Source organism: Apibacter adventoris, from assembly GCF_002964975.1.
GTDB lineage: Bacteria > Bacteroidota > Bacteroidia > Flavobacteriales > Weeksellaceae > Apibacter > Apibacter adventoris.
Map to the genome: position 1 here is coordinate 176,861 of NZ_PSZM01000046.1, position 22,041 is coordinate 198,901.

General features: G+C 28.2%; 15 protein-coding genes. 9 read left to right on the forward strand and 6 right to left on the reverse strand.

Annotation, left to right across the window (positions count from 1 at the left end; all coding sequences use genetic code 11):
* Positions 1 to 29: 29 nt before the first annotated feature.
* The 7 genes from eco (at position 30) to C4S77_RS11295 (ending at position 10,417) form a co-directional block, all read left to right on the forward strand.
* Positions 30 to 527 (forward strand): serine protease inhibitor ecotin, encoded by a 498-nt coding sequence (gene eco / locus C4S77_RS11265; protein WP_105247631.1) that lies wholly within the window; start codon positions 30 to 32, stop codon positions 525 to 527.
* A 463-nt stretch (positions 528 to 990) separates the two neighbouring features.
* Positions 991 to 2,277: a TolC family protein gene (locus C4S77_RS11270; RefSeq protein ID WP_105247632.1), complete on the forward strand. Its 1,287-nt coding sequence runs from the start codon at positions 991 to 993 to the stop codon at positions 2,275 to 2,277.
* 5 nt (positions 2,278 to 2,282) lie between these two features.
* Complete coding sequence (locus C4S77_RS11275; protein ID WP_105247633.1) at positions 2,283 to 3,359, forward strand: efflux RND transporter periplasmic adaptor subunit; 1,077 nt, start codon at positions 2,283 to 2,285, stop codon at positions 3,357 to 3,359.
* 3 nt (positions 3,360 to 3,362) lie between these two features.
* Positions 3,363 to 6,461 carry an efflux RND transporter permease subunit gene (locus tag C4S77_RS11280; protein ID WP_105247634.1) on the forward strand — a complete coding sequence of 1,033 codons (3,099 nt, stop codon included), beginning with the start codon at positions 3,363 to 3,365 and terminating at the stop codon, positions 6,459 to 6,461.
* 35 nt (positions 6,462 to 6,496) lie between these two features.
* Positions 6,497 to 7,174 carry a response regulator transcription factor gene (locus C4S77_RS11285; protein ID WP_105247635.1) on the forward strand — a complete coding sequence of 226 codons (678 nt, stop codon included), beginning with the start codon at positions 6,497 to 6,499 and terminating at the stop codon, positions 7,172 to 7,174.
* 14 nt (positions 7,175 to 7,188) lie between these two features.
* Complete coding sequence (locus C4S77_RS11290) at positions 7,189 to 8,541, forward strand: sensor histidine kinase (protein ID WP_105247636.1); 1,353 nt, start codon at positions 7,189 to 7,191, stop codon at positions 8,539 to 8,541.
* Positions 8,542 to 8,665: 124 nt separating this feature from the next.
* Positions 8,666 to 10,417 (forward strand): M43 family zinc metalloprotease, encoded by a 1,752-nt coding sequence (locus tag C4S77_RS11295; RefSeq protein ID WP_105247637.1) that lies wholly within the window; start codon positions 8,666 to 8,668, stop codon positions 10,415 to 10,417.
* A 62-nt stretch (positions 10,418 to 10,479) separates the two neighbouring features.
* Here the strand turns inward: C4S77_RS11295 and C4S77_RS11300 are convergent, their stop codons facing one another.
* Positions 10,480 to 10,956, reverse strand: a complete 477-nt coding sequence (locus C4S77_RS11300) for a tetratricopeptide repeat protein (protein ID WP_105191622.1) — start codon at positions 10,954 to 10,956, stop codon at positions 10,480 to 10,482.
* A gap of 943 nt (positions 10,957 to 11,899) precedes the next feature.
* On the opposite strand from C4S77_RS11300, the gene C4S77_RS11305 reads away from it, so the two are divergent.
* Complete coding sequence (locus C4S77_RS11305; RefSeq protein ID WP_105247638.1) at positions 11,900 to 12,841, forward strand: hypothetical protein; 942 nt, start codon at positions 11,900 to 11,902, stop codon at positions 12,839 to 12,841.
* Positions 12,808 to 14,025 (forward strand): hypothetical protein, encoded by a 1,218-nt coding sequence (locus tag C4S77_RS11310; protein ID WP_105247639.1) that lies wholly within the window; start codon positions 12,808 to 12,810, stop codon positions 14,023 to 14,025. The genes C4S77_RS11305 and C4S77_RS11310 overlap by 34 nt, the downstream gene beginning before the upstream one ends.
* Positions 14,026 to 14,171: 146 nt before the next feature.
* Here the strand turns inward: C4S77_RS11310 and C4S77_RS11315 are convergent, their stop codons facing one another.
* The 5 genes from C4S77_RS11315 to argH all read right to left on the reverse strand — a co-directional run bounded on the left by C4S77_RS11315 (position 14,172) and on the right by argH (position 22,035).
* Positions 14,172 to 16,223 carry a M48 family metallopeptidase gene (locus C4S77_RS11315; RefSeq protein ID WP_105247640.1) on the reverse strand — a complete coding sequence of 684 codons (2,052 nt, stop codon included), beginning with the start codon at positions 16,221 to 16,223 and terminating at the stop codon, positions 14,172 to 14,174.
* A 191-nt stretch (positions 16,224 to 16,414) separates the two neighbouring features.
* Positions 16,415 to 18,646, reverse strand: coding sequence for a nitric-oxide reductase large subunit (locus tag C4S77_RS11320; protein WP_181042882.1), 2,232 nt, complete (start codon positions 18,644 to 18,646; stop codon positions 16,415 to 16,417).
* Positions 18,647 to 18,896: 250 nt separating this feature from the next.
* Complete coding sequence (locus C4S77_RS11325) at positions 18,897 to 19,316, reverse strand: SH3 domain-containing protein (protein WP_105191614.1); 420 nt, start codon at positions 19,314 to 19,316, stop codon at positions 18,897 to 18,899.
* Between the two features lie 8 nt (positions 19,317 to 19,324).
* The gene (locus C4S77_RS11330; protein WP_105191612.1) at positions 19,325 to 19,792 is read right to left on the reverse strand and encodes a BON domain-containing protein; all 468 of its coding nucleotides are present in this window, start codon (positions 19,790 to 19,792) and stop codon (positions 19,325 to 19,327) included.
* Positions 19,793 to 20,754: 962 nt separating this feature from the next.
* Positions 20,755 to 22,035, reverse strand: coding sequence for an argininosuccinate lyase (argH, locus tag C4S77_RS11340; RefSeq protein ID WP_105247642.1), 1,281 nt, complete (start codon positions 22,033 to 22,035; stop codon positions 20,755 to 20,757).
* Positions 22,036 to 22,041: the final 6 nt, after the last annotated feature.

Sequence of the window (22,041 nt, forward strand, 5' to 3'; positions counted from 1 at the left end):
AAAAATAATTAATAATAAAAAAATAGAAAATGAAAACAGCAAAAAAAATTTTAATTATGTTATTGGCATTAGGTTTAATAATGTCTTTTGTAAGTAAAAAATCAGAAGTTACCAATGAAGATGATCCCAAAAAAGAATTAGAACATTTCCCAAAAGCTAAAGAGGGAATGGTAAGATATGTCATTTTTTTAGATAAAAAAACAAATGAAAATTTGTATCAAATAGAATTAATTCCAGGCAAGGTTATGAATGTAGATTGTAATATTCATAGTTTGATAGGAAAAATAGAAGAAAAAAATTTAGAAGGTTGGGGGTATACATATTATGACTTTTCTTCTGATGGGAATACTATGTCTACCCAAATGGCTTGTCCCAAACAAGAGAATAAAAATAAATATATATCAGCCCAATCAATTATGATTAGATATAACAGTAAACTTCCTATCGTAATATATGCTCCTAAAGGATATGAAATACATTATAAAATTTGGGAAGCAGGTAAAGACAAAAAATCTTTAGAAAATTAAACAGTTTTTTATAATTATTAAAGACAAAAATATATGTGAGAATATTTTTTTTATCTTTATAATATATAATTAATTAAAATTAGAAGTTAAATACTGAAATGCAAATTATTTCAATATTTAACTTCTATTACTTTTTAATATAACGTGAGTCTTAGTAAATTATTAAGTAATTTTTGATCTTTAAATAAAAAAATCAAATTTTTTAAAATTTTGCCTTTTATTGTCAATATTTTCAAATTAAAATCAATCTTATAATGAAAATATTGGAAACTGTTTTATGTATTAATTTAACTTTTCTATCATTTAAGGGAAAATTTCAAAACAAAATAAAAGTATTTAACAAACTAATAAAACTTTTTTAATCTATTTCTAATATAACTTTAATAGAAAATTAATTTACCTCAAATAGCTTTCTAATTTCTGCAAAATAATTTTGCTTAATATAAAAAATATAGCAGAAATAATGGGCAAATATTTTTTTTTACTAGTTAGTATCTTTCTTGCTAATATAATATCGGCACAAAAAGCAGAAATAATCTATTTAACACAAGAACAAGCAGAGGCATTGTTTCTAAAACAAAATTTGCAGTTATTGGCAGAAAAAATGAATATCGAAGCCGCAGATGCTGCCATAGTGCAGGCTAAATTATGGGAGAATCCAACTTTTTCTATAGGGGAAGTAAATCTATGGTCTACCCATACACAAAGAGAACAAGGACAAATCCCAGCTTTATTTGGAAATTTTGCCAAGAATACAGAATTTACCATAGAATTGACACAATTAGTTCAGACTGCAAGAAAGAGAGGGAAATTAATAAACAGAGAAAAAATCTCTAAAGAAATAGCCATTCAGGAATTTGAAGAAACTCTTCGTGGTTTGAAATTAGAAGTTAGGGAGTCATTACAAGAACTTATATATTTACAGTCCTATCAACATATATTAAATAGGCAGCACGAAGCACTTCAAAAACTGATTATAGCTTATAAAAATCAGGTAGCTCAAGGCAATATTGCAAAAAAGGAATTAATACGATTACAATCCTCACAATTGGAAATGAATGGGGAAATCTATGAAGTAAAAAGCAATTATAATGAACAACAAAAAATATTAAAAAGCTTACTACATATTCCTCCCGGAAGTATTATAGAAATTAAAGAAACTACCGAAAAAATTAAAAATCCCGATGATATTTTGTTGTCCAATATCTTAGAGCAAGCTCAAAATAATCGTCCCGATCTCCAAAGAGCAAATTTACAGATTAAATACTTTGACAAAAATCTCAAATATGAAAAAGCGCAAAAAGTTCCCGATCTTACTTTTGCGTTAAACTATGATCGCGTAAGTGGACCATGGAAAGATTTTATAGGATTAGGAATTAGCTTTGATTTGCCATTTTTTAATAGAAACCAAGGAAATATAAAAATAGCACAGATTAATAAAGAACAAAGCCAGTATTGGGCAACACAGCAATTAAACTTGGCTCAACAGGAAATCACAGAAGCATATAACAATTACCATATGACTTATTTTTTATTTAAGGAAATGCAAGATGAAAATATTTCAGAAGATTTAGATTATATGTTGGATGCTTATATGAGAAATTTAATGAACAGAAATATTACTATGCTAGAATTTATTGATTTTATGGAAGCCTATAAAAATAATAAACAAACTCTTTTGTCGACACGAAGAAATCTCTTTACACAATTTGAAGAATTGCAATACACAGTTGGAAAAGAAATAAAATAGAACCTATGAAAAATACTCTAAATTTCCTATTAATTTTTATTTTAATCACCTCATGCTCAGGTAATGTAGAAAAAGAAAAATCTGAACAAAATGATGTAAATAAATCTTTTTTACAAAATATAAAAACCGTTAAATCAGAATTAAAATCACAGGAAGAAGAATTAATTCTTACTGGTAAGGTAGAATACGATCCCGATAAGATTGTAAACTATATACCATTGATTAATGGTGTAGTAACCCAAACGTATTTTTCTTTAGGAGATCAAGTTAAACAAGGACAGGTATTAGCAAATGTGCGTAGCTTAGAAGTAAATTCATTACAAGCAGAAAAATTTTCTTTACAATCAGAATTGCAAGTAGCCCGGCGAGAATTAAAAAGTGCAGAATCTATGTATAAAGATAATATGTTGTCTGAGAGAGAATTAGTAGAAGCTAGGGGAAAAGTAAGACAAGCAGAATCCGCTTTAGGTAGGGTTCATACAGATATGTCTGTAGTAAAAACTAATAAAAGAGGTGGGTTTTCAATAGTTTCTCCTATTACCGGATATATTATCAGTAAAAATATAACTTCAGGTAGTACAATTTCACAGGAATCCGAACCAGTTTTTACAATCGCAGATCTTAATGTAGTTTGGATTACAGCAAATGTATATGCTAGCAATTTACAATTTGTAAAAGAAGGAATGCCTGTAGAAATGAGCTCTTTGTCTTATCCGGGAGAAATATTTTACGGTACTATTCATTCTTTGTCTAAGGTATTTGATTCTGAAGAAAAAGTATTAAAAGCTAGAATTATTATGCCTAATCTGGAATTAAAATTTAAACCCGAAATGTCAATGACTATTAAACTTAAAAATAATATTGAGAATAAAAAAGTTTCTGTACCTATAAATGCTCTGATTTTCGATAACGATAAAAATTATGTGATAATAGAAGAAACTAAAAATAAATTTAAAATAAAAGAAGTAAAATTACAAGGGCATAATGAAGAAGTAGCTTATATACTTTCAGGTCTTAATGCAGGAGAGAACATAGTAATAAAAAATCAATTGCTTATATATTCCGGTTTAAAAAATAACTAAATCATGCACAAGTTTGTAGAAAAATGTATCGCATTCTCATTACGAAACCATATAATAATTATATTCCTTAGCGTATTATTATTTATTGGAGGAATTGCATGTTATATTAATACCCCCATAGAAGCCTATCCGGATGTTACCAACACAAGGGTAAGAATTATAACCCAATGGCCGGGAAGAAGTGCCGAAGAAATTGAAAAATTTGTGACCCTACCTATTATGAGGGAAATGAACACTCTTCCCAAAAAAACGGATGTAAGATCTACCTCTCTCTTCGGATTGTCTGTAGTGACTGTTATTTTTGAAGATGGAGTAGAGGATTTCTTTGCTCAGCAATATGCCTCAAACCGTATGCAAGGTATAGAATTACCGGAAGGAGCAGATTCATCTATAGAGCCACCTTCAGGAGCAACCGGAGAAATTTATCGGTATACAATAAAGAGTGATTTACCAATTCGAGAAGTAGCATCCATTAATGAATGGGTAGTAGAACGAGAACTCCTATCTGTTCCTGGAGTTGCTAGTATTGTCAGTTTTGGAGGAGAAGAAAAAATATATGAAATAAAAGTTAATCCCATTGAGTTAGCCAATTACGGATTATCTCCCTTAGAAGTTTATGAAGCAATTTCCAAAAGTAATATAAATGTAGGAGGCGATGTTATACAAAAAGGAAGTCAGGCATATGTAGTAAGAGGAGTAGGATTACTGGATAACATTCAAGATATAGAAAATATACTTATAGAAGTAAAAGGGAGTACTCCAATAAGGGTAAAGCAGGTGGCTTCTGTTACGACTTCTTCTAAACCTAGGTTAGGACAAGTCGGATTAGATAATAGGGATGATGTAGTGCAAGGAATAGTAGTAATGTTAAGAGGACAAAATCCCGGAGAAGTAATAAAAAATTTAAAAGTAAAAATAGCTGAATTAAATGATCAAATTTTACCAAAAGATGTTAAAATAGAACCATTTTTAGATCGTACCACTTTAGTAAATTCAACAGTAAATACTGTAATTAAAAATCTGGTAGAAGGAATTATATTAGTTTCAATTGTAGTATTCATTTTCTTGTTCAATTGGAGAACAACCCTAATAGTTGCCACTGTAATTCCATTATCTTTTCTTTTTGCAATAATTATGCTTAGGATACAAGGGCTTCCAGCCAATTTAATTTCTATGGGAGCCCTTGATTTTGGATTGCTTTTAGAAGGAACTTTAGTAATTGTAGAAATTATTTTTGTTTCTATGGCAAAACGAACTAATCAGTTAGGAAACGAACGTTATGTTAAAGTAGCCAAAGGTGGACTTATAAAGAAGAGTTCTGGTGGAGTAGCTTCTCATATTTTCTTTGCACAAATTATTTTAGTTGTAGCGCTATTTCCTATATTTTCATTTCAAAAGGTAGAAGGAAAAATGTTTTCTCCCTTGGCGTTTACCTTAGGATATGCTTTGTTGGGTTCTTTACTACTATCTCTTACCTATGTTCCGGTAATGTGCAAAATATTGTTAACAAAACCAGTAAAAGAAAAAACAAACGTAATCAGCAGGTTTTTCACATCTAACCTATATAAAATCTATGAATTTTCCTCGCGTCATCGTAAAGGGGCTATTATAGCGTTTGTAATTTTATTAATAATATGTCTGATACGGTTTAGTTTTTGGGGAACAGAATTCATACCGAGTATGAATGAGGGAGCTATTTATATACGGGCAACCCTGCCAAATAGCATTAATCTGGATGAATCTGTGAAGATCACTCAGCAAATGAAAAAGAAACTGAGAAAATTTGATGAAGTGCAATTTGTATTATCTCAAACCGGAAGACCCAATGATGGTACTGATCCTACAGGTTTCTTTAACATAGAATTTCATGCACAACTTAAACCTGAAAAAGAATGGAAAAGGAAAATAAATAAAGACAAACTGATAGGCGAAATGAAAGACTCGCTGGATATTTATCCGGGAACTATTTTCGGTTTTAGTCAGCCTATTCAGGATAATGTAGAAGAATATGTTGCAGGAGTAAAAAGTTCTTTAGTAATAAAAATTTTTGGGAATGATCTTCAAAAATTGGAAAAACTGGCAGACCAGACAGCATCAATTATTCAGAAAGTTAACGGAGTGGAAGACGTAAATGTTTTTAGAAGCATAGGTTTGCCCGAATTACAAATACGTTTATCAGAGTCTCGAATGGCCCGTTATGCTGTTTCTATGGCAGATGCTCAGGCAGTTGTAGAAATGGCTATCGGAGGAAAAGCAGCTACCCACTTCTATGAAGGAGAAAGAGTTTTTGATGTAAGAGTACGATTCCAAAAAGAATTTAGGGATAATGAAGATAAAATTGGTGAAATATTAATACCTACTATGGATGGTAAGCATATACCATTAAAAGAAATTGCAGATATTAATTTTGTAACAGGGCCTACTTTTATTTATAGAGATGGGAGCAATCGATATATAGGTGTAGGATTTAGTATACGAAATAGGGATTTAGGATCTACAATAAAAGAAGCACAAGAAAAAGTAGATAAAGGTATAAAATTAGATCATGGCAATCGAATAGTATGGGCAGGAGAATTTGAAAGTCAGCAAAGAGCAACCCATCGTTTAATGATAATTGTTCCTTGTGCTTTATTACTTATTTTGTTTTTACTATATATGAACTTTAGGACTATTAAAGATACTTTAATTGCTTCGAGCGCTATGCCTTATGCATTTATAGGAGGTTTTGTATCTTTATGGATAACAGGTACTACTTTTGGAATTTCTGCGGGTATAGGTTTTATAATTCTATTTGGAATCACAGCTATAGATAGTATTCTGTTAATAGCTTTAATGAAGAAAAACTTACATTCTACAAACAATTTAAAATTAGCGATTGATAAAGCAGTAAAAAGTAGAGTACGGCCTGTGCTAATGATCGCATTAATGGGAGCTATGGGGCTTTTACCGGCAGCTATGTCTAACGGAATGGGCTCTGAAGTACAAAAACCCTTAGCCATAATGATTGTCGGAGGGATAATAATGTGTATGTTGTTGTCGTTTACTATCTTACCTCAAGTTTTTTACTTTGCTTATAGAAGAAATAAAAAAGTAAAGTCATAAAAATAGTATCTTTATAAGATCAAAAAACAAGCAATATGGAATTATTGTTAGTAGAAGATAATAAAAAAATAAGTGAATTCATGATCAAAGGTCTTGAAGAAAGCGGATTTTCAGTTACACTTGCAGAAAATGGAGTAGATGCCAGAAGTCAGATTAATGAACGTAATTGGAAAGTAATCTTGTTAGATATTATGTTGCCAGATATTGATGGTATAGAGATTTTACAATATATACGTTATAAAAAAATTAAGACTCCCATATTGGTAATTAGTGCTTTAGGAGATCCAGATGATAAAGTCAAAGCTTTAAACTATGGAGCCGACGATTATTTATCCAAACCTTTTCATTTTAAAGAATTAATTGCAAGGATTTATGCTTTAGACAGGAGGATGAATATGAGTTATGAAAATTCTTCAGATATATTAATATGTGGAGATTTGAAATTATATGTAGATGAACACAAGATTATGAGAAAGGGAAGAGAAATCATATTAACGATTCAAGAATTTAAATTGCTAAAATTCCTAATGGAAAATAAAAATAAAGTAGTATCACGTACTCAGATATTAAATAGTGTTTGGGGAATAAACCACGATATAAATACCAATATAGTTGATGTGTATATTTCCTATTTGAGAAATAAAATAGATATAGATGGAGAAAATAAAATGATTGAAACCATTAAAGGAAGAGGTTATCGTATTAAATCATAAAAAAAATTAGTTTTATGAAAATACAAAACCGTTTGAGTTTAATCAGTTCCGCCTTGTGGGGTATTGTTTTCATTGTTGTTGCATTATTAATCTTTGGATTATATAAAACAAATATTGAAAATTCTGTTTACAGAAATCTTCAGAAGACTTCTCAAATCATTGGATACTATTTTTTTGAAAAAGATGAAGTAAGCCCCAAAGAATTTATAAAAATAAAAAAACAATACGAAAAAATAAATAATCCCTATTACGAAATCTATGACGAAAATAATTATCTAAAATATGGAAATACTCCAGATATACCTATTGAAACTATTGAAGAAATAAGAACCAAAAAAAAATTAACCTTTACTACTCAGGAATTTTTATGTTATGGAGTATACTATAAAGATAATCAGGGAAACTTTGTTATTATAACCAAAGAAAAAAAAGAAGATATATATTATTACATCAATCCTCTCATATGGATTTTATTATCTGCCTTTATTTTAGGACTATTAGCAACCATATTTCTAAATAAATGGATTGCAAATATGGCATATCGTCCTATAAGAGAAGCAATAAGGCAGGTAAAAAAAATGTCACCCGGAGATAGTATGCATTTAAATGCAACATATACCGTTAAGGATGAAATGTATGATCTTACCGAAACTTTTAATGAATTACTTAAGAAAATTTCAGATACATTTAAAATACAACAAAATTTCGTGAGTTATGTTTCCCATGAATTTAAAACCCCATTGGCAGCAATACAGGGAAATTTAGAAGTTTTTTCATTAAAAGATCGTTCCCCTGAAGAATATCATACATTGTCTCAGAAACTTATAGATGAAATATATCAATTACAAGAAATTTTAAATACTCTTTTAGTAGTATCTGATTTACGTAAAAATACAGATGTCTCAGAACAAATCAGAATAGATGAAATGATTCTGGATATTATAAAAAGAGTATCAGATAAGCATTTCGATTATAAGGAATGTATTAATTTTACTATAAATATATCTCCCGAAAATACTCGACTACTCCAAATAAATATTGATAAAACTCAAATATTTATCGCTTTATTTAATTTAATAGAAAATGCAGTTAAGTTTTCACAAGGAAAAACCGTTCAGATTCATTTATATGAAATAAAAAGGGAAATACATGTAGTAATACAAGATAAGGGAATTGGAATACCTGAAAAACAAATAAAAGAAATAAGTCGTCCCTTTTATAGAGCAGATAATGCCGAAAAAGTTTCAGGAACAGGTATCGGCTTATCTATAGCACTCAGAATATTAGAAAAAAACTTTATAAAATATACTATAGAATCCAGCATAAATAAAGGAACTTTGATTACTTTAATCTTTATGAATAGTTAATAATAATCTTTAAATATTTATTATTTTATATTAACTGTTATAATTATAATTTAAAATTTCTATTTGAATTTTTTTTATAAATGAGATAAATTGTTATCTTTAAAAATATAAAAATTATAATACGATGAAAAATTACTTTATAATATGCATAGTTATTCTTATGAATTGTGTAGGAATGGCTCAAGAAATTTGTGGTACGGAAGAAGTAAATCGTGAATTGATGAAAAAATATCCTGAGTTTGCTAAACAAACCCAGGAATTTAATGATGAGCTATCCCAAATGATTAAGAAAGGATATTTAAAAAAAAATTATAAAGCAACTGACCAAATCTATGAAATTCCTGTTGTGGTACATGTTTTCCATGATGGCTCACCCATTGGAACAAAATACAACAAAACAGATCAAGAAATTCAGGCATGGATTGATAATACCAATAAAATTTATGAAGGAACAGCTCCAGGTTTTGATGGTCCCGATAATGGAGGCACCCGTGTTCCAGTTCGGTTAGTTTTAGCAAAAAGAGATATGAATTGTAATGCTACTTCAGGTATAGTAAGAATTGACGGCTCTCAATTACCTGAATATGTAAATTATGGATTGAAAAGAAGCGGTGATAATGGAATAAATGAAAGCCAGTTATTTAATTTAAGTAAATGGGATTCTCAATATTATTATAATATATATATAATAAATAAATTTGACGGTAATGATGCTTCTAATGGAGGTTTAGCAGGATATGCCTATTATCCAGGCGGAAACAAAGATGCAGCTATAATGGTTTCAAATATAGTTAAAAATAATAATACAATACTTTCACACGAATTTGGTCACGCTATAGGCTTAAAACATACCTTTGGTACAGCATCCGGTAATGGTGGAGAATGTCCTGCTAGTACTGGCGATTGTACTGTAGATGATGATTCAGTTTGCGATACTGAGCCTTCACAAAGTTTATTGAAAACCTATCCGGTTCCTACAAATTCGGATATAAACCCTTGTACAGGGAAATTTTACGAAGGTGTTCAGTATAATATTATGAACTATGGATATAAACTTACACGTTTTACCAATGGACAAAGTGATCGTGCAGTTGCTCATTTGATAGAATATAGAGGAAATCTGTTGAAATCTAAAGGGGGAATAGCACCCGATCTTACTTCAAAACCAAACTTAGTATCAGCTTGCACGCCTTCTTCTATTATGTATCCGAATTATGACTACAATATGGGGCCCGCTAAGGTAAATTTTGGCGAAATTGATTATACATCTAGAGGATATTTTTTAGATGGATATATTTTTTATATAGATAACATAGCTAAATGTAATTTAAAAGGGACGCATACAGAGTTAAAGATAGGAGTAGCTACACCTTTGAGTATATCAGTGGAAGATAATCCCCAGAGAGTAAAAGCTTATATTGATTATAACAACGACGGGGTTTTTGATGAAACTAAGGAAATTGTTTTTAACATGCAAGTGGAAAAAAATACCACCGGTACTGTAAATGTAACGCCTCCGGATGGAGCTATATTGGATACACCATTACGGTTAAGAATAATTGCTGATTTTTATACTGTAGAGGTCTCTCCGTGCTATAATCCTACATATGGGCAAGTAGAAGACTTTTCTGTAACCTTACGTTCTTCTGCATCCAATGAAAAAATATGGCAAGGAATTGACAGTGATTGGTTCAATGCTGCTAACTGGTCGCCTGGAGGAGTGCCGGATGGAACTCATAGTGTTAAAATACCAGAGACTCCTGTAATTCCGATTCTTAATGGAAATGCAGAAGTGGAAAGTATAGATTTTATTGGGGGAGAAATGAAAATAGAATTAAACGGACATTTAAAAATTTTAGGAAAAACTAATAAATAATTTAATAAAATAAAAATACCAGTGAGAATAGTAGTAATTCACTGGTATTTTATATATTTTTATTATTTTTTTTTTCTTTTAATTTGTTTTTCTCGCGAATCAAGATAAGTCATGAAATTGTTATTAAACGTATATAAACGAGCATTATCGATAACCTTTAAGGCTTTCTTATATTTTTTCTGATATTCCAAGAGAATAGATTTTTTATTTAAAAGTACAGCCTTATCAATTCCTTTAATTGTTAATGCAAAGTCTATAAGTCTTTTAGCCTCTTTATAATCTTCATTCCATAATAAACAATCTATATAATAAGGATATAAATTTAAAGACTGAATATTTACCGTAATGGCTTCTTCGAAATATTCCTTAGCAGTTTCATAATCATTTAGTATTTCAGAATATATTCTGGCTAATAAACATAAACAATCTTCATTTTTATCATAAGACAAGGCATATGTTAACGCCTCTATGGTCTCTCCCATATTAAAAGGATAGTTATCTAATGCCTGAAAATAGTATTTGTTTTGTGTTGCATTCATTATTTAATTTTTTTTATAATTTATAGTTATATCTTTTTCTAAATAATACCTATATCAGATTGTTCCTTTTCAAATCCAGGTTTTAATTCCTTTTTTTCTGAATTTGAGTTGCTTTCAACCTGAATAAAATTCAGTTTAGATAAATATTTCAAATGCAGTTTTTACCGGAGTTTTCTTTATAATTCTGAAATAGATCCATAGAGAAAACGAAATTTAAAGGGGAGGTATGATTCAAGTTGCTGTTTTTATTCACAGGGTTTATATTTTGCCTAATGAAACTTCATATACGGAACGTTTGAAATTTAAATATCTGATTCAGATATTTGTATATGTTTCTGCATTGTTACATAATGCAAACCATTAAAAATCTTTTATTTATGAAACTTAGGATAAGTATTTTTTCAATTATTTTTTTATCAAAGTTTTTCTGCATTACTTCTATAGCTGTGTTTATTATTTTTGTGTTAGGATATCTTTTCCTTTTAATTTTAATTTACCCATGATGATTAATTTTAAAATAGGATATTATGTTGTACTTTTTTTACGCAGAGTATTGATATTAAAATATCAAGCTGAAAACTATATGGACTTAAATTTTAAACTTATTTAAAAAATTAATAATAAAACCCGAAAGTTTGGCTTCAAGTTTATTTTTAACATTTTGTTTTATATATTTTGATGAAATACTCGAAGCTAGGATTTTTCTACAATTGAAAAATCATTCATTTTTTGTATATATGATAGTGTATTAAACATTTTGCTTCGTTTTTTTTTTGAATGGTTAAATGGTATTTTGAAATACAAGTTTTACAGTAAAATATTTAATATGCAAATTTATAATATTTTTAATTTGATAAAAATTAATTTAGTATTAATATTTATTAATAACTTTGTTATTTTTGTATATAAATAAATTCTAAATATAAATTAATATAAAGTTAAGGTGAGGAATAATACTGTATTTTTAGGTGTTCTATTATGGGGTCTTTTATCGTTTAATTTATCTGCACAAACTAAATTAATTTTTTATAAGAGTCATAGTGGTAAAGCTGTTAATTTCAGTTTAAAAGAAGAGGGTAATTTAGGAAGTTACATTGGACAGTTTTATAAATCAGAGAATGTTTCTGAAAATAATGAAAAAGATGGATTAACTACTGAAGATTTAAACCATAATAATGAGAAACAAAGTAATAATAGAAGTTCAAATGTCATAAAAATTAAAGAAGGTTTACTCTTTAATAAAAATTCAGATTTTAATAAATATAAAGAATTAAAAGGTACTAATGGTAAATTAGGTTTATTATTGATAATACTTAATGAAAATTCTGTTTTTGATAAAAGAATAATAAATGAGTTAACAGATGCATTAATGAAAAATGATGTTGTAAGATATTATATTAGATCAAAAGATGGTTTTATTTTTGAAACAAAAACTGAATACGAAATTTATGGAAAATTAAGAAATAAAAGGGAGAAAATGGGGATAAAAATATGTGAACTGAAAGAGGGGATAGATTCTTTAAAAATCAATCAGTTGACAGACCAAACTATGAGGCAAGGCAAAACAGTTTTTTTTATTAAAACTAAAGACGGAGCTGTTTTTGACCTGAGATCAACCTTTGAGAATTATAAAATATTAAGAGAAATAAAAGATAAGAATATAGATTTGAAATTGATTCCAGTTTCAAAAAATGATTCTATACTGAAGCTTGAGACAGATACAACATTTTTGCATAAAAAGGAGGAAAATGAATTATTTCCTTTTGTCACTAAAGGATCTAAACCTAATGATAAGACTCCATATTTAATTTTTATAATATCTGTTTCAATGATTATAATAGGCTATTTACTATGGAAAAAAGAAATGAAGAAAATAAATTATTAATTAAATTAGGTGTAAATGTTTTATTTATTTTTATAACGGGATATATTTTATTTTTTTCTTTACCAATTTATAGTTTTTATAACCCACAAAAAGTAATAGTTACTCTTATTCAACCTATAGTACGTTGGATAGGAATTCATTTTTTTGGTTTAGATACAAACTTTACAGGACTTATCATTTCAGATTCTCAAGGATTGCTTATTTTTTTGTTCCTATTATTAGTTATTTCTTTTTTTATAGGACTTTTATGGTTAAAATTTATACCATATCATATTGAGAAGGTTAAATATTGGATGAAAATAATAATTAGTTATTATTTGTCTTTTGTATTATTTATATATGGTGCAAATAAAATATTTAAATGTCAATTTTATGAACCAGAGCCCAATATTTTATTTACTCCTCTAGGATATCTGTCTAAAGATATTTTATATTGGAGTGCGTTAGGGAGTTCTTATTCTTACAATATAATTATCGGACTTGTACAAATTATTACGGCCTTTTTTTTATTTTTTAAGAAGTCTCGTATAATAGCAGCTACAGCAGCGGTTGTTTTATTTGTGAATATAGTTATAATTAATTTTACTTATGATATTTCTGTAAAGGTTTTTTCATCTTTCCTTCTTTTTATTAGTATAATTGTAGCTTTTCCGTTATTTAAATTTATATATCTATTTTTCTATAAAGAGCAAAGATCATTGCCTACTTATAAAGAATGGAGTCCTCAGAGAAAATCTAAAAAAAGTATTTTAATTTACGTTATTTTGAAAACTTTGGTAATAGGAGGTATTTTGTTTGAAACATTTTTTATTTATTTTAAAGAAAATGCATTTAATGGAGATAAAGTGCCTAAGTATTCTTTATTTGGTGCATATCAAGTTTTTTCTTCAAAAACTTCGATTAATAGGTTTTTCTTTCATAGTGGAGGGTATTTTATTATTCAAGAAAATAATGAAAATATGAAAGATTATAAAATTATGACTGTATATTCGGAAGCAATTAAATTAAAGGATTATAATGATCAAATTTATTATTTGAATTATAGAATGGTAAATGATACTATATATTTGCAAGGAATGATAAATTCAACTCCAATTTTTGTAAATGGAAAGAAAATAGATTTAAAAAAACTGCCCTTATTACAAAACCAGTTTCATTTAACAATAGATAATATTAAGGAATAATGTTTTTATAGAATAAAAAGGCTTTATTAATGCAATTTAATTTTTTATTAATATAATTTAATATAGTATAAATGTTCTTTATGTTTATGTAGATATAAAACTTGAGAAAATTTTTTAAAAGTTAAATACACCGATTTTTAGCCATTTTACTCTAGTAAATTTTTTTGAAATTCTAGTAAATCTTTTTTTCTTAGAATAAGAATTTTAATTATAAAATCTGAATATTCATTAATAGAATTGAAGAGTGAGTTTAATGCATTATCATAATATTTTAATTCTTCTTTATAGAAGTATGTATATTCATTTGATAAATACTCATCCCATATTTTTTTTGTTTTTTCAGAGAGTATAGAATTATAATAGTTATCGTTGATAATGATAGTTAAATTTTTTTTGAATTCAATTTCAGCATGATATAATTCATTCAGCTTTTTTATAATTATATCCACTGAGTTTTCATACTGAATAAATTCAGTTTTTTTAATGAAATTATCTATATATTCCCTTTGGGCATTATATTGATTTTCTGATTTTTTAAATAAAGCATATATGTCAATAAACATTTGGTCTTTATTTCTCTTTTTTGCAAGTTGATAAAATCCTGAAAATATATTTTTATCGTTTTCTTCTATTTTTAAATTATAATCTTGTAATTTTTCTTCAAGTCTATTGATCAAATTTTTTACATCTTTAAGAGTGTATTTTACCCCATCATAATCAAATGATTTTATTTTGTAATTTTCATTTTCAATTTGTTTCAATAAATCTATATCACTTTCTAATGCTTGAGAGATATAAATATTTTCTACTTTTTCAGGTGTAAATAGATCTTTTATATTTCCTTCAAAAAAAGTTTTATTATATTCTTCTTCAAATTTTATTGGGTTTTTAGAATTGTAATATCCATTGTATATAGGGTCAAAACTGTTTTTCTTAAAATCAGACATATAAGAGGAAATGAATTCTTCTAAAGAATATTCTGTTACTTTGCCTGAATATTGAACATTCGAAAAAACTATATCTGTTAGCTTACTTTGCAAATTTTCTATATTTGAAAATAATTTATTAGCAGGCAGTAAATTGTCAGGTTCTTTTATAATGTTTGTTTTTTCTAAAGCAGCTATACGATCTTCAATATTAGGGTGCGAGCTCCATTGAGAATCAAAATTCAATTTGGATTTATTGTATCTGTTCAGATGCTCAATAGTAACACAAGGAATATCTTCTTTTATTTCGATATTATTTTCTTTAGCTAAAAAATTCATAATGTACTTTTGCTCTTTGAATATATTTTTACTTTTTATACATTCATGAATTTTATTTGAATAAAAATCTATAACAGCTCTGTAAGAAGAGTCAGAAAGACTCAATCTTAATAAAGAAGTTTTTAAAGGAATATAGCCGGTAACATTTGCTGCAACTTCATCTGCATGAAATTCCATCTCACGTGATAATTTCAGATGATTTTTATTAACTAATGTATACATTTTTTGTAAAATCCATTGAATTCCATTTATGAATTTTATTACTATACTGGCTGCTAAATAAGTAACATTACTAAAACTTGCAAATTTTTGGATAAAGTTATTATAAGAAGTGTCTTCATAAATTGTATTATATATAATATGATTTACATTGTATACATAACTTCCTATTTTCATGCTTTTTTGAGAAAAATGACCAAATTCATGAGCTAATATTGCTTTTAATTCCGTTTGACTAACAGTATTTATTAACCCTAATCCTATTTGTAAGTTTTTTCTTACAGGTAAAAACATGCTCCAAAAAGTGGAATCGTAAAAAACAGAAGCGTTGACATCTTCTGATACATATATTTTTTTCGGAAATTTAGTTTTAACTTCTTTAACTATATCATTAATAAATAAAAATAAATCAGGTTCTTCCTCTTGGGTAATTTCTATAAGATTAGAATTATCAATAGTCTTTTTTTTGAAAAAGAATTTAACTAGGAAAATAAAAATTAATATACCTATTCCAATTACAGCTATTCCAAACAATAATGTTTTTAAATGGAAACTAATGGTCATAATGCTATAACCAATATAGCCGCAAAATAAAGTTAAAATAACAGATAAGATTAATAATGAGATATATACAATTATAAATAAAAGGATAGATAATATAGCTCCAATAGTATTTTTTTTAAATTCAGGAGATATAGTTACTTTGCTATTCATGATCAATAGTAATTAGTGATTGCAAAAATAAAAATATTATATAAAATAAAATGAGAACCTGATATTTGTTAGTGAATTTTTCGAATTATTATTTATAGTTGGTATATATAAAGCATTAACAAAAAGAAGACTTTTTTATTTAAAAAGTCTTCTTTTTGTTATATTTATTTTTATAAAAATTAAATTTACACTTAAGTTATCTTTTTTATACAAAGTTTCATTATAAATCCCACTCCGCTGAATATACCCACAGCAAATATAATATCTCCAATAGATCTTAACCATTTTAAAAAAATTATTTCAGGTTTTTGCATTAGTTCTATCGAACGAGCGTACCACATTCCTTTATCAATACTTTCAAAAGCTTGCCATATTCCGATAGGAAGTAAGCTAAATACTCCCATAACTAAAAGACCTATATTTAGCCCCCAAAAACATATTTTTAATAATTTATCATTCCATTTCATCTTTCTGTACATACTTCGTAGAACAAAGAATATAAAACCTATTCCTAACATCCCATATACACCAAATAAAGCTGTATGAGCATGCAAAGCAGTAGTATTTAATCCTTGAACGTAATATAATGCTATGGGCGGATTTATTAAAAAACCGAAAATTCCGGCACCTAGGAAATTCCAAAAAGATACAGATACCATAAAATATATCGGCCATTTATAATCTTTCATCCACGGTGTAGCTTTAGAGGCTTTATAATTTTCAAAAGCTTCAAAACCAATCAAAGTTAATGGGACTACTTCTAAAGCACTAAAACATGCCCCTAAAGCCATTATAACCGGAGTAGACCCGGCAAAATATAAATGGTGGAATGTGCCTATAATTCCCCCCGAAAGAAAAATAATTGTAGAAAATAGTACATTAACAGTGGCTGTTTTTTCTTTTAATAATCCTAATCTAACAAAGATAAAAGCAATAACCACGGTGGCAAAAACTTCAAAAAAACCTTCTACCCATAAATGAACAACCCACCATCTCCAATATTCAGATATACTAAGATGTGTGTGTTGTCCCCACATTAATCCGGCAGCATAAAATAAGGCTATAGATATGCAAGAAATTAAAAATAAAAGTAAGAGACTTTTTTTTTGTGGTTTTTCTTTTATTACAGGAAGTATAGGGCGTATCATTAATATTAACCAAAGCAGTAAACCAATAAATAAAAATAATTGCCAGAATCTTCCCAAATCTACATATTCAAATCCTTGATGTCCGAACCAGAAATTTATCTCTGGATTTAGTTTTTGCATTATAGCCATCCATTGCCCTGCCATTGAAACTAAAACAATAATTAATAATGCAAAAAAAAGAAAATCTACTCCAAAACTTTGAAATTTTGGGTCTTTTCCAGATAATGCAGGAGCCATATATAAACCTGTAGCCAGCCAGGCTGTCGCTATCCAAAAAATAGCCAATTGGGTATGCCAGGTCCGGGTTACAGAATAAGGAAGTATCTTGCTTATAGGAATTCCATATAGACCTTTGCCTTCTACTCCATAGTGTGCAGTAACGATACCTAATAGCACCTGAAGCGTCATAAGTAGCCCAACTATAATTAGATATTTTTTTATTCGTTTCATAGATGGGGTTATTTTTTCGTTAATCAGGGGATTCTGTGTCGGAGTAATAAACTCTTCATCTTTAGATTGTGCATGATAATAAGCTAAAATACCGATAAATAAAATAAGTAATATAATGCTTACACCAGACCATATAAGGAGATCGGGAGTAGATTTATTCCCTACTAATTCTTCTGATGGCCAATTATGTGTATATGAAATATTAGTTCCTGGTCTTTCGGTAACCGTAGCCCAGGTAGCCCACCAAAAGAAAGCATTCATTTTTTTCATTCGTTTCGGATCTTTGATAGTATTTTCCGTAAGGGCATAGTACTCTCTAAGTTGAGCAAACTTTGGGTTATTCATAAATAACCCTTGATAATAATTACATAAATATTTTATAGCTTTTAGTCTGTTTTCTGAAATCGTAATGGATTTAGTTTTCTTATCATAAGTATTAATTCGCAAATCATTTTGAAGTTTAATTTTTAATAAAGCTTGTTTTTCCTTATTTAGTTTTTCATAAGAAGTAAAATAAAACTTTTCAGAATATTCGTTAAGTATAAATATTGCTTCTTTATGCAACCAATCAGCTGTCCAGTCAGGAGCTAAGTAAGCACCATGTCCCCAAATTGATCCTATTTCTTGCCCACCTATGCTTTGCCAAATGTTTTGACCTTCTATAATATCTTGTTTAGTAAAAATTACTTCTCCTTTCTGGGATACTACTTTTTCGGGAATAGGAGGAGATTGCTGGTAAATCTGTATTCCATAATATCCAAGAGTTGAAAATGAAGCAAGTAGAACAAATGCTAATAAAAACCATAGTTTTTTTTCTTTTTTCATGATAAGCAATTTAATAAAGGATATTTTTATCTTCTATTATTTTGCAGCGAAAATAGTAATTTTTCAATAAAGGACAAAAATATCTTTTATTATTTTTTTAAAGCTGTTATCTATAGATTTTTCTTGTATAATTTAAAAATATACACCATAAAAGAAATTGTTATAATTTGATTTGTTTTTGCTTGAAATAAAAAAGTTTAAGGTTTACCTTAAACTCTTTTTGAATTTGTATATTTATTTATGATGTTTATTAAATTGCAGATAAATATTCAGTATTACAGTATCCCTCTATTCCATCAGTAGAACGTATAAGATACCAGTCTTCATTATATTTGCTAAGGAAAGTTACTGTAGATTGATGAGCTGCCTTACCTAAAATGGGTTGGTCAGTTCCTGGTCCTTTTCTAATATTTAAATTAGAACTGTGAGTAGTTACTTTATATTGGGAAGAAGGAGCATTAGGAGATACGTTTATATTTAGTATTAAATCGCCAGATCTGAAATCAGGGTCAATTTTGTTGTAAATATTCCATAATTGATCTTTAGCTTTTCCATCAGGAACTTCTCCATTAATATAAAGAACATTATTTTGTTCTCTAACAGAAAGATTATGAGAGCCTAAATTTTTTGCTGCATTAATTAGTTCAGCATATTTATCTTGTAAAGCCATAATTGTTTTTATTTTAATGTTAATTTTTGTTCAATTTTTTTAGGTTGTAAGGCATTAATGGCTTGCATTAATTTAGGTAGATCGGCTCTGTTTAGTTGACCATTTAGGGTAACTACTCCATCTTTTACATTCGCCAAAACTCCTGTATAATCCTTTATAACAGCGTTAACTTTTGTTGTTAATTCATTATCCATTGGGAATTCTACAGGTTTAACAGTAGTTTGATCTATAATTGATTTTATTCCGGGTATAGCTTTCAATGAGTTTTCGGTAGATTGTTTGGCTAAATCATCACTAAATTCTCCAGATATCGTTACAATTCCTTTTTTTACATCAATGCTAATCCCTGTAGGGAGTTTTGCTTGAGCCTGAGTTTTTAATTCAGAATCTTTAGGGCCTGATTTGCATGATGATAATGATAAATTTAAAAAACTTGCTATAGCTAAAACCCAACATAATCGTCTTAATTGTTTCATATTGTATTTTTTTAATATTTTTAATTTAAAATCAAAAATTATTCCATTTTAACATTGAAAACTATATTATTATATTGATATAATTACATGTTGTATTTTGGTCATATATAAATAATATATATATAATTAAAAATTGAAGAAATTATTAAAAGCAAGAGTTGTTTTAAGCTTTTGTTTTTAGAGTTTATTTTCGTTAAAAATTAAATAATCTCTATATCTTTTGGTATTTATTCCTACATTACCATGTTGTTATGCTATTTGATTCAGAAAATAATACTAAATCAAAAGGCCTGGTTTTCTAAGTGAAATTTTCGAGAAGTTGAGAATCTTTGCTTTTTTTAACTAAATATTATATTGATAAGTACAGAGCCATTTATTGTAAATTCCAAACAACCTTTGGAATTTACAATATTTTCTTTTTCCCTAAAGGAGATGATTTCCTTTCCATTGATTTTTATGAAAAAATTGACTTTCTGTTTTTAAGATTTTCCAGTTTAGTTATTCAGAAGGAAGATTATAATCTATTTTGGTTAGATATCCCAGATGACCGAAAAGATAAGCCTTTCCGAATATTCTTCAGAAAATATGGAAAGGTCTTTTAAGCAAAATAATTATTTAGTTTATCAAGTAAAAATCTAAGATAAATATTATTATGAAGTGTGTTATAAGTTCAAATAAATACGATTGAGCGTTTACTATAGTAGAAAAACTTAAAATATAATTTTCAGGAAGTACTTTAATTATGTAATAAAATTCCCCAATACAGAGAATTTCGTTCTCCTTTTAGCCTAAGATTATAACACTATTCCATTCATCAGTAATGATAGTCCATTTTTTAAAGAATTTTGCATAATGAAAATTTGCTTTAAAAATAATTTTATTTTTGTATATGACAGGATGTTGCTCTTATAGTAATAAAAAAAATAGAAAATTTATATAGGAAAATATTGAAGTTTCATAGGTTATAAAGATTCATACATTTTCTTTTTTATTTCATCCAGACAAAGATTGTTTATACTTCCTTCATGGGTATGAGTAGTTTTTTTTGGAGATTGAAAAGTTCCTTTTTCTACCTGTTCCCCGATTATTCTATAAGCATCACGGAACGGAATCCCTTGTGATACTAGCTCATTTAACGCATCAACCGTAAATAAGTAATTGTATTTTGGGTCTTCTAAAATGTTGTCATTAATTTTTATGTCTTTTAATGAATAATGTGTCATATCAAGGCAGGCTTTCATGGTTTGAATCGCAGGAATGAGTCCTTCTTTCAATAATTGTAAATCGCGATGATAGCCGCTTGGAAGATTATTGGTAATCAGAGTTAATTCATAGGGTAAAGCCTGAATTTTATTGCATTTTCCTCGTATTAATTCAAATACATCCGGATTTTTTTTGTGAGGCATAATACTAGATCCGGTAGTAAGGTGGGAAGGAAGAGAAACAAAATTAAAATTCTGACTCATATATAATGTAACATCCATTGCCAGTTTAGATAAAGTTCCGGCTAAACTGCAAAGGGCAAAGGCGGTACTCTTCTCAGATTTTCCACGACTCATTTGTGCCGCAACCGAATTATATTTCAAGGTTTTAAATCCAAGTTCATTAGTAGTATAAGTACGATCTATAGGAAAGGAACTACCATATCCGGCAGCAGAACCTAAAGGATTTTGATCTACTATTTTTAAAGCTGCGTTTACTAAAATTATATCGTCAATCATACTTTCTGCATAGGCAGAAAACCACAAACCAAAAGAAGAAGGCATTGCAATCTGAAAATGTGTATATCCTGGCATTAAAATATTTTTATATTTTTCAGCCAATTCCATTAATAGATCGAATAGCTGCCGGATTTGATTTTTGATCTGGTTTAACTCTTCTTTCAGGAACAAATTCATATCTACCAAAATCTGATCATTTCGTGAACGAGCTGTATGTATTTTTTTTCCCGCATTACCTACCTTTTCTGTAAGTAAAAACTCTATTTTGGAATGCACATCTTCAAAATCGTTTTCGATCTGAAAATCTCCTTTTTCTATATCTATTAAAATTTCATTTAGAGCTTGTAATAAGTCAGTTTTTTCATTAACGGAAATTAAACCTACTTTTTGAAGCATTTTAGCTTGTGCTATAGAACCCAGTACATCATATTTAGCCAATACAGTATCAAGTTCTCTGTCATTCCCTACAGTAAAAAAATCTACTTGTTTATCTGTTGGAATACCTTTTTCCCAAAGTTTCATTTTTGT

What these genes read in the sequence shown, in the direction of transcription:
- C4S77_RS11325 (WP_105191614.1), bottom strand. Translation starts at nt 19,316, where the DNA reads ATGGCTTTACAAGATAAATATGCTGAACTAATTAATGCAGCAAAAAAT.
- C4S77_RS11275 (WP_105247633.1), top strand. Translation starts at nt 2,283, where the DNA reads ATGAAAAATACTCTAAATTTCCTATTAATTTTTATTTTAATCACCTCA.
- C4S77_RS11315 (WP_105247640.1), bottom strand. Translation starts at nt 16,223, where the DNA reads ATGAATAGCAAAGTAACTATATCTCCTGAATTTAAAAAAAATACTATT.
- C4S77_RS11270 (WP_105247632.1), top strand. Translation starts at nt 991, where the DNA reads ATGGGCAAATATTTTTTTTTACTAGTTAGTATCTTTCTTGCTAATATA.
- C4S77_RS11300 (WP_105191622.1), bottom strand. Translation starts at nt 10,956, where the DNA reads ATGAATGCAACACAAAACAAATACTATTTTCAGGCATTAGATAACTAT.
- eco (WP_105247631.1), top strand. Translation starts at nt 30, where the DNA reads ATGAAAACAGCAAAAAAAATTTTAATTATGTTATTGGCATTAGGTTTA.
- argH (WP_105247642.1), bottom strand. Translation starts at nt 22,035, where the DNA reads ATGAAACTTTGGGAAAAAGGTATTCCAACAGATAAACAAGTAGATTTT.
- C4S77_RS11320 (WP_181042882.1), bottom strand. Translation starts at nt 18,646, where the DNA reads ATGAAAAAAGAAAAAAAACTATGGTTTTTATTAGCATTTGTTCTACTT.
- C4S77_RS11290 (WP_105247636.1), top strand. Translation starts at nt 7,189, where the DNA reads ATGAAAATACAAAACCGTTTGAGTTTAATCAGTTCCGCCTTGTGGGGT.
- C4S77_RS11330 (WP_105191612.1), bottom strand. Translation starts at nt 19,792, where the DNA reads ATGAAACAATTAAGACGATTATGTTGGGTTTTAGCTATAGCAAGTTTT.
- C4S77_RS11295 (WP_105247637.1), top strand. Translation starts at nt 8,666, where the DNA reads ATGAAAAATTACTTTATAATATGCATAGTTATTCTTATGAATTGTGTA.
- C4S77_RS11280 (WP_105247634.1), top strand. Translation starts at nt 3,363, where the DNA reads ATGCACAAGTTTGTAGAAAAATGTATCGCATTCTCATTACGAAACCAT.
- C4S77_RS11310 (WP_105247639.1), top strand. Translation starts at nt 12,808, where the DNA reads ATGGAAAAAAGAAATGAAGAAAATAAATTATTAATTAAATTAGGTGTA.
- C4S77_RS11285 (WP_105247635.1), top strand. Translation starts at nt 6,497, where the DNA reads ATGGAATTATTGTTAGTAGAAGATAATAAAAAAATAAGTGAATTCATG.